The sequence below is a fragment of the Rhizobium sp. CIAT894 genome (assembly GCF_000172795.2).
Taxonomy (GTDB): Bacteria; Pseudomonadota; Alphaproteobacteria; order Rhizobiales; family Rhizobiaceae; genus Rhizobium.
The window spans coordinates 3009506-3021896 of record NZ_CP020947.1 but is presented as its reverse complement, the minus strand read 5'-3'; the positions used below and the strand labels follow the sequence as shown (position 1 = coordinate 3021896).

The 12391-nt window shown below is 52.4% G+C and carries 11 protein-coding genes and 1 tRNA gene; 3 read left to right on the top strand and 9 right to left on the bottom strand.

The window, feature by feature from the left end; genetic code table 11:
- Positions 1-49: 49 nt before the first annotated feature.
- The 5 genes from RHEC894_RS14995 to RHEC894_RS14970 all read right to left on the bottom strand — a co-directional run bounded on the left by RHEC894_RS14995 (position 50) and on the right by RHEC894_RS14970 (position 6700).
- Positions 50-349: a hypothetical protein gene (locus RHEC894_RS14995; RefSeq protein WP_010067034.1), complete on the bottom strand. Its 300-nt coding sequence runs from the start codon at positions 347-349 to the stop codon at positions 50-52.
- Between the two features lie 250 nt (positions 350-599).
- Positions 600-809 carry a hypothetical protein gene (locus RHEC894_RS14990; protein ID WP_085737860.1) on the bottom strand — a complete coding sequence of 70 codons (210 nt, stop codon included), beginning with the start codon at positions 807-809 and terminating at the stop codon, positions 600-602.
- Between the two features lie 301 nt (positions 810-1110).
- Complete coding sequence (locus RHEC894_RS14985) at positions 1111-1902, bottom strand: hypothetical protein (RefSeq protein ID WP_085737859.1); 792 nt, start codon at positions 1900-1902, stop codon at positions 1111-1113.
- Positions 1903-2450: 548 nt separating this feature from the next.
- Positions 2451-4853: a hypothetical protein gene (locus RHEC894_RS14975; protein WP_085737857.1), complete on the bottom strand. Its 2403-nt coding sequence runs from the start codon at positions 4851-4853 to the stop codon at positions 2451-2453.
- A gap of 347 nt (positions 4854-5200) precedes the next feature.
- Positions 5201-6700 carry an AAA family ATPase gene (locus tag RHEC894_RS14970; protein WP_085737856.1) on the bottom strand — a complete coding sequence of 500 codons (1500 nt, stop codon included), beginning with the start codon at positions 6698-6700 and terminating at the stop codon, positions 5201-5203.
- Between the two features lie 500 nt (positions 6701-7200).
- On the opposite strand from RHEC894_RS14970, the gene RHEC894_RS14965 reads away from it, so the two are divergent.
- Positions 7201-7758 carry a recombinase family protein gene (locus RHEC894_RS14965; RefSeq protein ID WP_085738997.1) on the top strand — a complete coding sequence of 186 codons (558 nt, stop codon included), beginning with the start codon at positions 7201-7203 and terminating at the stop codon, positions 7756-7758.
- A gap of 890 nt (positions 7759-8648) precedes the next feature.
- Here the strand turns inward: RHEC894_RS14965 and RHEC894_RS14960 are convergent.
- Together RHEC894_RS14960 and RHEC894_RS14955 are read right to left on the bottom strand one after the other, a co-directional pair.
- Positions 8649-9092 carry a thermonuclease family protein gene (locus RHEC894_RS14960; RefSeq protein WP_010069398.1) on the bottom strand — a complete coding sequence of 148 codons (444 nt, stop codon included), beginning with the start codon at positions 9090-9092 and terminating at the stop codon, positions 8649-8651.
- 4 nt (positions 9093-9096) lie between these two features.
- Positions 9097-9888, bottom strand: coding sequence for a hypothetical protein (locus RHEC894_RS14955; RefSeq protein ID WP_085737855.1), 792 nt, complete (start codon positions 9886-9888; stop codon positions 9097-9099).
- Between the two features lie 95 nt (positions 9889-9983).
- Here RHEC894_RS14955 and RHEC894_RS14950 point away from each other — a divergent pair, with 95 nt between their 5' ends.
- Positions 9984-10226 carry a helix-turn-helix transcriptional regulator gene (locus tag RHEC894_RS14950; RefSeq protein WP_010069396.1) on the top strand — a complete coding sequence of 81 codons (243 nt, stop codon included), beginning with the start codon at positions 9984-9986 and terminating at the stop codon, positions 10224-10226.
- Positions 10227-10289: 63 nt separating this feature from the next.
- Entirely contained in the window at positions 10290-10517 is a 228-nt protein-coding gene (locus RHEC894_RS14945; protein ID WP_010069395.1) for a hypothetical protein, read from the top strand.
- Here the strand turns inward: RHEC894_RS14945 and RHEC894_RS14940 are convergent.
- Together RHEC894_RS14940 and RHEC894_RS14935 are read right to left on the bottom strand one after the other, a co-directional pair.
- Positions 10505-12127, bottom strand: a complete 1623-nt coding sequence (locus tag RHEC894_RS14940; protein WP_125460970.1) for a site-specific integrase — start codon at positions 12125-12127, stop codon at positions 10505-10507. The two genes, RHEC894_RS14945 and RHEC894_RS14940, sit on opposite strands and share 13 nt — an antisense overlap.
- 66 nt (positions 12128-12193) lie before the next feature.
- Positions 12194-12269, bottom strand: a tRNA-Ile gene (locus tag RHEC894_RS14935).
- Positions 12270-12391 lie beyond the last annotated feature (122 nt).

Genomic DNA, 12391 nt, shown 5'->3' with positions numbered 1-12391 from the left:
ACGACCGGTCATAGCTATGCGAGAGATGCGGCGTTCCTGCCCCTGAAAATCAAGGGTGAGCTCTGCGGTTTCCAAAAATCCTGGCAAATGCCGTAGCAACGGCATGCAGCGTCAGTGCGAGGACGGAAGGCTTTCGAAGGATTGGAGGCAAGCCCATCACCAGCCGCTGTGTGGGAGTGAGCCTTACGGTGTCGACCAATGTCCAAGCATCGCCGGGATCGACATCGACAAGGCCTTGGGAGCGCGCCTGCTTGACGATTTTATCGTCGGCGAACCCAAGACCGTCAAGTTCTCCGCCCTTGGCGGCGACAGCGCCAAGGAGTTCTTCAATCGTCTGCGGAAATTGCATTTTGCGTCCTGTATACCTCAACCCAGGAATTGGGGTAACAGGTTGCAAATTTCGCGTAAATCGTGCGGTGCAGCAATGGCGCCGAAACCACCAAAAATGGTTAGCCGGCAAGGTTAAATGAAGCCGCTGTGAGGGCGAAAACCGACCGAGGAGCCGGGCCGAACAAGCTCAAGGGTTCGGACTTCGCCGCTCGTCATTCTCCAACTGGCTTACCCTGTCGCCACTCATATAGCGTGACCAAACTTATCACTCAGTGAAGTCCTTGCAGTCTGTTCCGCCGTTCTGCCAGCAGTTCATTTTGAACCAGATTCCTGGCATTGTCCGAAAGACCATTCGGCCCCAACAGACCAAGCTCGGTAAACCGCGCTTCGATTTCCTTGGGAATTCTATCCGCTTCGTGTTGGCAAAGGCGCACAAGCCACTTCCATTCGTCGCTCGTCATATCCGTGTGCACGACCATGAATTGCTACCCCCTCCCGAGAACAACGACATTCAAACAGTACCACAACTTCGGTCGAAAGGCAGGTGGCTCGACGATCGGGCTCATCATGCGCATATCAAATCCGCGAAGCGTTACGAACGAGAGGTTTCCGATCATTCTCGGTAAGTCTAGACTGAGAGGACCCGTCCGCGATTTGTCTTTGGCATCCATCTTCTCCTGCGACTCGCACGGCGCTTGGAAGAAAATCGCACGCTCAATCAGCGTTGAAACCCGGCGCGCGCCTCGCCTTTGGAATGGTGAGAACGCTGGTATTGTCGTGCTAAATATCTATTCTGAGAGCAGTGGCCTCTGACAGGTAAAGAGAAGCCAGTCCGTTGAGCCCATCTCGCACACCTTCCAGGCAACCCTTAAAAAGCATGGTGTGAATCATCATGGTTTTGATGCGGCCCTGAGAATAAGCAAGAATCTCCAGTTCCGCTACCGCTTGACCACTTCTCGTTCGAATATCTTGAAGGAGACTTTGTGCCTCCGCGTGAAGGCTGTGCCCACTGCTGATCGAAGCGTCAAGCTCGATCGCAAGCTTGCCTTCAAAAAGCTCATAGGCTTCTTTCATCCGTGGATTGCCGATGATCTGGACAATACCATTCGCGAAATTCTCAACTTCGGCCACGAAAAGCATCTGGCTCCCAACGTCATCAAGGCCGGTCCGCGAAATCAAGCTTTTCAAATCAGCTATTGCCTGGACGATAGCGGGCAGGAACGGCCCCACACTCCTACTAACCTTGAGGCGGTCTGCCCTGAGCGTCAACGCCATCATTTGACGATGCCGTTGCTCGCTTTTTTGTTCTATTTCTCGGGAGAGAGCGAGAGCCTTTTGCGACTGTCTTTGAGCTTGCTCATGTCGACGCTGCGCAGCCTCGTCAGTCCTTTCCATGGTCTGGATGGTCGCATCCATTTTTCCGATAGTGATAGTTGCGGCGAAGACAGCGGCCAGTCCGGTTATCAAACCCTGAAACTCACGTATCCAGGCCTGGAAAACCGGAAATGCGAAGGTCGCGGCAAGCAGGCCGACCGCCCCGCCTACTAGGCTCCATTTCAGATAAGGCCCCATAAGAATCGCCTCCAGCGCATTTCGAACGGAATCATCGCATGACCGCCTCGATCGCTGCAATCCATGTTGCTAAGAAGCATCTCGGCCTCGACGACGATACCCTGCAGGGCGGGACTCCTGTGGCCCAGTCGAAAGATATTTGGTGAATCAGAATGCGTGGCGGGATGTCCCCAAACACTGATGCAAAAACTGGTGGGCCCGGAGGGAGCGCCCACCATCGCTCAAAAGCCTTAGAAGCCGGGCTTTCATGGATGGCTAGGGAGACACAATGTCCCCCTTTTGTGTCTTTGCATCGCACAGGACGATAGAGCATGCAACGGTCACGATTGATCGCCCCGTAGCTTAGAGACGCCGTGTGAAAAAATGTCGATACGGTTGGCTTGTGTGGAAGACGTCTGGTCTGGACAGGCGGCTTCCAGGTCTCTCGCAGGCGCGTGTTATGAGCTCCAACCCATTTCCCGATATGGGAAGATGGCGGGCACGTTCGAGCACAAGCTACCCGGTCTCACGCGGTCAAAAGTAATCTTGATCGCCGCCTCTTTCTTCCGTTAGTCCAGCAGAAAGCCCAACTCGAATACTTGCGGCAGAAGCTTTTCGCTTAGTGTTTCATACACGGCGTCGAACGGATCAAAGTCAGTCAGTTCATTTGCTGAATTGGCCTTGAGCGCCCGACGAACCTGCCACCACCCTACGTCCGAACGGCCGAGCTTGAATTCATCTATAATAGTCCTCCCAAACTTTTGCTGATGATATCGGCGGAACAGCTTACGTCCCTCATTCATGACGGCTTTTGCTTCAGGGGAGAACTTAAGTTTAGCTATGTAGGTGGTCATGAAGTGAGATGCGAACGCCGTTTTCGCCCCTACATCGGCTTCCGTGAAAGGTAGGAAGTGATTTGTTAGCGGCCAGTCGGCTCCATTCCAGCGTAGTTTTTCAACAGAAGCAGCGTAATTCGCTCCGTTAAAGAGTGTCCAAATTAAGCAATCGTTTTTGAACTCGTCGGGGAGTTTCTCGGTCGGTTGCAGAAATTGGTCTCGATCATTAAGCCAAGAGGGTTTTACGAGGCGTCGGACAGCAAACATCACTGCAACTTGCCACAGATTATCCTTGTTAATGAAAAATCCCCTCCCGCTGGCAAACCCCGAAGACAGTATCATAGTCAGTCGACTGGCTTGTTGGAGGTCGTTACCAGCACAGTTAAACCATCCGACGGCTCCATCGGACCAGTTAGTTCCGCGAAGGTCTGCTGTAGTTGTTGCGGGCTCCACAGCACCCTTTAGGGGTATCGCGGCTGTTTTGTTTGCCTTTGGACGGGTGGGCCATGTCGAAAGCAGTAAGTCGTTCTCAACATTTATAAATGTCTTGTCGCGAACGTAGATTGCGTTGCGATCCAGAACATCCGTCACGATCTCAGTAATAGGCTGGGGCTTAGATGTGTCCCAAATAAGAAACCCGATTGGAAAGTCGCCCTTCAAATCATCGAAGGCTCGGCTATGGACAACAAATCCGCCCAGGTATTTGGCTCGCCAGACGTTGCGGAATTCTTCGAATGCTTGAGAATTGACATATTTCATCTTCCCAAACGATGCTACAGTTGCAGTGGGAATTTCTCTATGAACTCGCGCGATGAACTGCGTAAAGAGTTCATTGCTAGCTTTTCCATAGCCTTCCATTCCCGCACTGGCGAATTTCGACCGAGCAACCCCAGTTTTGCTGCGATCCACGCCCTTGCTTGCGGCGTTCTCAGAACTCGTCGCTTCAGCATAAGGAGGGTTTATCAAAACAAGGATTTTCTTCGCGCCAGGCTTCTTCGCTTTCGCGTCTGCAATCGCGGTCTGCAATGCAGCTGGCATCTTGTTCGACAGAGAATAATCAATAAGACCAAACTCGTTTATGTCGTCATTAAGGTAGTCATACTGGAATATACTTGCTCCGACGCATGTCTGTGATGCTCGCATCACATCAATATCCGCCTGATCAATAGTGCTCATAAAGACATTGTGGTAGTTCGAATGCTTTACTTCTAAGTTGCCAACACCGCAGCACATGTCCCAAACGATATAGCGCTGCTGCCAGTTCTTTCCCAGAACGGCCGCCAGTTCATCATACGCCTTGTCTACAACTTTAAGCGGTGTGTAGTATGCCCCCTTAAACTCACGCTCATCTAGCGGCAGCAGACTGTCCCGCCGTTCAAGAAGATATCCCCGGTATTCCGCTTCAGGAGGACGATGGTAAATCGCCCAAAAATTCCGGTAGCCGTGAAGGCTGTTTAGCTCATACATCACGCCGTTTAGAACGAACACAGGTTTGTCGTCATCATGAAGTAGCTTTGCAGGCAGATCTTTTACTGCGGCCTTCTTCCCATCGTGCATGATGTCCGCAAAGAAGAGCAGAGCATAGTCGGGAGGCGATACGCCTGTCAGTTCGCTGCCAATCATCTCCACCCATTTGTCAAACACCTGCCGAAGATTATCTGGGGTGATGGGGGTGCGAATGATTTTGCCAGCGGTAATAGCCGAACGGACCGCGGTTATGAAGTCTCGCTCATAGGTATCCAACTGATAAACAACAAAATGGGTTTCAATGTGAGGCGCTAGTTGGATTGCCAGAGACTTGTCGATCTTCGAGCCAGATTTAGGCCATGTGATCGCCTTTTCATCCAAGATCGGGAGGGCTTTCGACGTCTCCATAATGGCGGCTTTTTCGGTATCGATCACGCAGAGAAAAGGCGGTATTTGTTCACCAAGCTTCCTCGCGCTCCTTACATAGAAAAGCAACTGCGCAAACATCACGACAGGAGGCGTTGGAAACCCCTTAGCCTCGAACCAGATTTCTTTGGTGCGGATGTCAACCAGCGTCTTATTGTAAGCCTTAAGCCCGATCGCCTTTATGTAGGCATCCTTCACATCTTCTTCGGTTTTGGCTTGAAGTAGATCGTTTCTAAGGCTCATGGGAAATCCTGAAGTGTGGCGGAGTGCGGTATCGCTGATCGCATGTTGACGGTTTGGGGGCTGGGAAGCTGGCGGAAGTGTGTGCTCGTGAAGGATGAGGGAACGTATACTGCACAACGTTACCAAGTGACAAAACCAGAAAATCTTTATTGGGGTATTTAGAGGCTCGTCGAGCAGCTTATCCCCATGAGAGCGGTACTAGTCCCCTAAAGAGACGGCATTGGCGAGCATGACAGTCGCTCAGTGGACCGAGCCTCGACAAGCACACGGAAAGCTCTCGACGATTATCTGCACAGGCGCTCACGAAGCAGCATGAGAACATGCCAGGGCGAAGCAGGAACGGCCAATCATAGGGCGCTAATCAGCTTTTTAATGGAAGCGTTTAGCTTAGCCTCATCGTAGGTCGCATTGATGGTGTTTTCGGGATGGTGAATGCAGTGGCGCACGTATGTGCATTCTGACACCATGTGCGACTTGCCTGTCCCCGAGTGCACCCATGTGTGATTGCTTAGAACACCTCGGCCCGACAAGAAGCGGTCAACGTCTTCGGATCTTGGGAGATTGTGCTTTGATTGGAGGTGGCCGTACAGCTCATTGTGGAACTCTACGGTCGGCATGGCAAAGGCTTTGAAATTGACCTCGCCGAACGAGGGGCTCCATGGAAACAGGCCCGCGCTTGCCGCCTGTTGCTCCACTTCTATCTTGCCTGCGGCTGTGGACGAAAACACATTCGTGGTTCCAAACTTCACCAGCCTTTGCAGCAAGTAAGGGGAATGGCTGCTTACGACTATTTGGCAGTTCCTGGCTTCTTCAAGCAGGAGATCGGCCAGCTTCTTTTGGGCAGTCGGATGCAAGTGCATTTCAGGTTCGTCTATCAGCAGTATCTTGTCGCCCTTTGCCGGGTCTGAAAGTAGACGCTGAAGTAGCAAGGCCAATACGAGTTCGACTCCGGAACCAAGGTTGCGGGTTGTGATTTGCTGAATGTCATCTTCTGCCCGGACGGCGAGAAACGCTGACGAAAAAGGTTCCAATAGGGACAGCAATTCAAGTCTCAGGTTCTTGAAATGGGCATTGTCGAAGAAGTCGCTGAATTGCTCACCTAACTTGCCGCCGACCCCTTTCTGTGCTGTGTCCAGAGCCCAACTGAATACGTCCTTTGTGACCTTGGAAGCGTAGTCCGCGCTCGCTCCTTCCTCCCTGAGCTTCTTCTGGTATCGCCAATTCAGATCATCGCAGATCGCATCGAAGGTTGTACGGTAGGTGCCGCTTGCTAGATGGCGGGCGCGGTTCTTGTCAAAGTAGAAGACGTTGACACCGTTCGGCACGATCCTGCCCGTGTCGAGTGTTAGTTCTCGCGGGTCCACGGTCTTTGTGTCGCGTGACTTGCTTTGAACGTAGGGCTGTCCGTCGCTTTCGTTGTAGTAGGCGTTTTCGTCCAATGAGTAATGACTCTTCGCTGATATCGGCGACGATAACAGCTTGCCCGCCTGCTTCCTGTCCCTTGGCTCAGCAAAGAACTTCAGTCCGGTGCAGTTGAAGTATTTCCCCTTGTAGAACTCCAGTTCTGATTTGACGCTAAACCTCTCGGTTGCGCCTGCTATCGAAATTGGTTTCAGGAAGTCGTTGAAGTCTTTGATGCTCATTTTGTTCTCGGCTTTGTATCGCCCGCTGAACAGGTAGTCTAATGCCTCAAGGACCGACGTCTTCCCTGTTCCATTGTTGCCGACGAACAAGGTAAGGCCGCTACCATGGCTACCGTTCGGCACCGCCAATTTGATTGTCTCCGCAGAGAAGCAACGGAAGTTGTCAATTGAGAGTTCGCGTACAAAAGCCGGGCCGTCGTACATCCGTGCTCCTTGAGATGCGAGACTTCGCTTCAAAAAGGCGGAAGTCGGATCGCAGATGCATTTCGAATGGATCATGCAAGTAGTACGAGAAGTCTGCCTTTAAGCTCTTTAGAAATGCTGAAAACTGTATGCTTTTCCGAAGGGGTATTTAACTCCATCCGTGCAGTCGTTTCCCCCAATGGGGTGCCTCTTATGCCTGCACCGAATGATCGTCCGTCAATGCTTACGGTCTTTTCAGTCCAACATTCATGTCAAGACGGAGTACATAAGACCGAGGTGTGGGGCTGTGTTCGCAGGGGCATATCATAGCGGCTGCTGGCAACGGCAAGCCGGACCGGCTTACGGTGCATTCAGCGGGCATAATCGCTACCGTTGGAGACGGATCGTCACAGCCCCATACGTACATAAATGTATACCTTTTCAGTACAGCAATCTTGACCGTACACATAGAGTACACTAATGGTACGTACATATCAGTTTTAGAGATAGGGGTACGTATTATGGGTGCAGTTGTCGGCTATGCGCGAGTGTCAACTAGCCAGCAGGACCATTCGAGTCAGGTTGCGAGGCTCGAAGCAGCCGGAGCTACAAAGGTATTTACCGAGAAGCGATCCGGCCTCGATGGTGAGCGTCCGGCATTGGCTGAATGCCTACGGTATTTGCGGGAAGGCGATACGCTGCTTGTGACCAAGCTTGATCGATTGGCTCGGTCCACGGCGGATCTCTACAAGATCGTAAGCGACATCGACGAGCGCGGGGTTTCCTTCAAGGTGCTGGACGATACCGCAATCGATACCAGCAGCCGAACCGGCAAGCTTGTGATGGGCATACTAGCTTTGATCGCTGAGTTTGAAACCGACATCCGCAGAGAGCGGCAAATGGAAGGAATTGCCAGAGCGAAAGCTGAGGGCCGTACAGGCGGTAGACCGGCTCTTGTGACCGAGGAAGTTCGCGCTAGGGTCTTTGATTTACGAGACCAGGGAATGAGCATTCGCAAGGTGGCCGAGGAAATTGGCTTCTCAAAGGCAACTGTTCAAAAGATCATTGAAAAGCAATGAGTTATGAAGAGCTCGGCTGGCTCTTATGGTTCCGGACCCTTTTAGGAATAACAGGTGATGTATCGGTTTAAGCAGATATACGAATGTATATATGAACAGTTAGATACAGTGGCATGTACAGAATGCAATCCGGAAGATTATACTATGTAAGATTACATGTGATACATATAGGAATGATAGTGAACATGCCTATAATGTAGACATAATACATACGGGTCATTAGTTGTGGCGCATGTAGTGCAATGAGTAAATTACTAGTATTATGTGGCTGAAGATAATCCATGCATATAACTATAAAATACATTTATATCTCAATACCGGATAGGTGACAATGGCGGCACTAGATGAAATATCTATTCGGTTTTATAGGCTTGCGATCATTTCCGTGGACTTGTGCACCTAGCGCTGCCTACTGACCGGTTCAATAACAAGGGCTACAGATTGAACAAACCAGCTTTCAGCTGAATTAATTACAGAGTTTTGAAATTCGAACAGGACCAGAGTTAAGTACGATCCGGTTATAATAGAGTAATCCATAGGTCGTTAAGTCCATTGTTGTTATACGGGCGCAATTTACGGCTTCGACAATACAGAGGTTTTCGGTATTTGGTTGTGGCTTTCGTGTCGATACTTTCGATTTCATAGCTCGATTGGATGGTTTGCTTTCCTGTGCCCTCTCTTTTGGCCGTAGATGCCCGCCAGGGCGCAAACAGGGGCTGGGATAGGCAATGAGCGCCGAGACAGCAAGAGATGCGCCCATGGCCAAATACGGGAATTTCCGGCATTGCTAAAATTACGGCATGCCCTTGATATAGTTCATGTTCCTGTAGGCTGGTCTCAACGTTGCCCTGTTTTAAACGCCTATTCGAGTCGGCTGTATGGGAGGCCGATCAGCACCATGGATGACGCTGCCCTGTCCATGTTCGGGCCAAGCCTTCTGACACGAGAATGTCACCAAGGGATTGGCCATTCCGTACCAGTACCCGGAGCTTGCGCCCATTCCTGTCTTTGTCCCGGTTTTTCCATGCCAATATCTCGAAGGGGCCGTCATTGACCAGTTCCATGAGCCGTACAGTTGCCCGTTCTCCTAGCGCCTTTTCGGCAGCACAATGGGGCTGACTGATCTCCGGTGTGTCGATGTCGGCAATACGGATTTTGACCCCGTTGTTCCAGAGCGTGTCGCCATCCACGATGCAATTGAACCGTGGACCAGTGCCGCATCGCTGGTATGCCGGTTGCGCGATATCGGCGCCAGCCGGACAAGTGGCGAGGAATGCGAGACCAACTAGTATGAATAGCCAGACTGGCAATTCGCCGGGAATGCCATCGCGCATGCTGTCAGCGCTGAGTCACGAACCGGAAATAGCCATCTGCCGCAAGGCGCGGATGGACGCCCCGTTCGAAGCTACTGTTGATCCGAGCCTGATCGGCCTTCTCAAGCCAGCGACGCCACTGCACCGCATCGGCTGCAAAACGTCTAAGCTCGTTCTGGAAGGCAGCATAATAGCTGTCGTAGGTCTGGTACCGTTCCGCCGTCAGGTCGTGCTTGTGACAAAACGCGGCTGCGAGAACGAGAGGGTCAACACTGTTCCGATAGGCTCGTTGCAGCGGCTCGTCATTCGTGAAGTCTATAATGTTGAGTTCGCCACTGCTCCTGCCGGACAGCCGGTGAACCTCGTCCGCGAAGGTCCGGTAGAAAGCGTCGTACGCTTCATCCGCGTTTAACTGCCTGTCGGCTTGCTGCTCGTGAACCTTGGTGGCGGGAATACCGCTGCCGTACGCGATATCCAGCGCGATACTCTGCGGCGCGGACAGCGCTATGTACCGATACCACGAGGGCATCGCTGTCTGCATGCCCCGACGATAGGCGTAGCCGATAATTGGTAGCTGCTTGCCGCCATGCACCGTCTGCAACTGATGCTTGGCCATAAGGACGACATTCCTCATCTGATCGGAAGCAAGGTCGCGTGTGATCGTATCAGCATCGCGGTTTGCACTTTGTTGCGATCCGCCAAGCTTCAAGGCTTCGAGGTAGATGTAAGCTCGTACAGTCTCCCTGCCTGCGCTCGTGGTGTGGCGAAAAAACTTGTACCCAGCGAATGCCAGCAGCCCAATGATGATGATTTCCAAGTGCCTGTCCCCGCGCCCGACCTGGGTCAGATATCCGATTTTTGGATAATCTGAAAATCGGATTACCGCACGGTTGAAGGGACAGTCAACCGAGCATGGCGAAAACGCTGCACTCAAAAAGGCAAGAAGTGCTGGTGGCGGCGATTGCAGAGCAGCGCCGTGCTAAAGGCCTGTCTCAGGCGCAGGTAGCCAAGGCGTTGGGACGCCACCAACCGTTCATCGCCAACATAGAAAGCGGTGAACGGCGGGTCGATTTGCTGGAGCTACTGGCGTTAGCCGACATCATTGAGCTAGATGTCCATGCTCTAATTGACCGGTTGCAGCGGACGGCCGGATAAGGGTCAGCTTGTGCAAAGCCTCGCCCAGAGGCACGGCTCATCATCGAGGAAAGGATAGCCAATATGGCAAAGACAGCCATGGCGCTAACGCAACGTCAGGTCAAAGCACTGTGCCTTGGCGCAGCCCAAGCAGGCTTTGTGGCTGAGATCCTTATCAACGGGGCGTTCATTCGGCTCGTGCCAAGGGATGCGCCACCTTCGCAGGTCTACAAGACACCCGAACAGATACGAGAAGAGGAACTAGACGAGGAACTGGAGAGGTTCAGGGCCAAGCATGGCTACAAGCCGTAATCCAGCTTCTGCATCGCCTCATTGCGCTGCTGCAATGTGAAACCTTCCTTGAAATATTGCCGGTGCGTCATGCCATCCTGCTCGTGGCCGATGATTGACTTTACCAATGGATCAGCCACCCCAGCCTGCAATAGGCGCGTATTGACCGTGTGTCGCAAGCTATGGAAGACGCGCGTCTTCGATTTCAGTCCCAATTGCACAAGAAGCCTGTCATTGAACCAGCGGCTCTGCTGTCGTCCCCATCCGTTCTTCGGGTCGTAGCTGAAGTCGGGGAACAGCTTAATAGCCTTCTTGTTGGTCATGTCCTGCACGTAGTCGAGTAGTCCGGCCTCTATAAGCTTGCTGTGTATCGGCACAAGACGACGAGCGGCAGACGTCTTCAAGCTCTTACGGTCGCCTTCCTCATTCATGTTGAAGACCCATATGCCGCCCTCTTGATGAATGTCCTTGAGATGTAGCTGCGCGATCTCGCCAAGTCGGGCACCTGTATAGATGCCGATGAGCGTTGCCCATTTCTGGTAGGGCTTTGTAACTAGTCCGTCGTCGTTGTGCAGGACGGTTCGCAATATCAGGCGGATTTGATCGTCTGTGTAAGCGTCCCGGTCGCCGTCCTTGTTTTTCTTGGTCTGCTTGACGGCAAGACCGGAGAAGAGGTTTTCGGTTGTATGGTGGTTCTGCTTCGCCCACTCGAACACCTCGTGGTAGGTTTGCAGGTACTTGTTGATTGTCGCGACCTGTATGATCTGTATGCCTGGAAGATTGAGAACGTCCGCAAGGGGCCTGCCTCGTGTCAGCGGGTTTTTGGAACGGTTGCGCGGATAGCCAAGCAGTGTGTCCTTTACCCGCTTGGCGTCCATAGCCGTCAGCGTGCGCACGTCTGTATCGCCGCCAAGAATTTCCTCTAATAGCTTAACATGGTCCGCTTTCTCGATGACAGTCTTTGCAGCCCATGCATTGCCGCGTTGCCTTTCCTTGCTGTATGCGGCGGCTACCTCAGCAATGGTCATACCGGCAGCTTTGACGGGCTGGGACGTATCACCGACAGGTGAGGCTGGTCTGGCGTCGAAATCATAACGCTGCAACGACTTATCGTAGGCAAGGACAGCCTTCAGGAAACCGTGGAAGGACAGCTTCATTTCCCGGTCTAGCCAACCGTATTCCGTACTGCCTTCCTGTATGTCGAGGTCGTACTTCTCTATGAAGCTGGCTAAAAGATCGTTGTCGGATTTGACAAGGGAGAGCGGAGTATCTGTTTTCCTTGCCTGCTTGGCGACACGTTTGCTGGTCTCGTAAGTCTGTCTGTCCAGCTCGCTCAGCGGGCCGGTATCATCCATCTGACTCTTCATTTCGTTCAGCCACTGGCGAAAATGCTCAGTCAGTACGCTTCTTAGTTCCTCGTGCCGCATCCCGTGTGCAATTCCATACTCATTCAATCGTTCGCCTATCTGGATCAGGGAGCGGGACAAGCGCAATGCTTTTCGTGGGTCACGGGTCTGTAGAGATAGCTTGAGCGTAGACGCTTTTTTCTGTGGATGTAGCTGCTTCGGTAGGGGCCAACGCAGATAGAAAACGCCGCATCGGGACTTCACGAGATAGGCAGGAATGAACAATCCAATGTCTCCCTTGGATGTCTCCCCAAGAAAAGCCGATCTCTAAGTCATTGATTTTAAACGAAATGGTGGGCCCGGAGGGACTCGAACCCCCAACCAAGCGGTTATGAGCCGCCGGCTCTAACCATTGAGCTACAGGCCCTTGACGCCGGTGGTCGGCGCCTGGGTGCCGGAAACCGGCACCGAGATGCCGGGGCAATGGTTCCCGCAGCATCGGTTCGCTCTAACGCAAATTGATGGGAGCCACAAGCGCAGAGCGCAAGC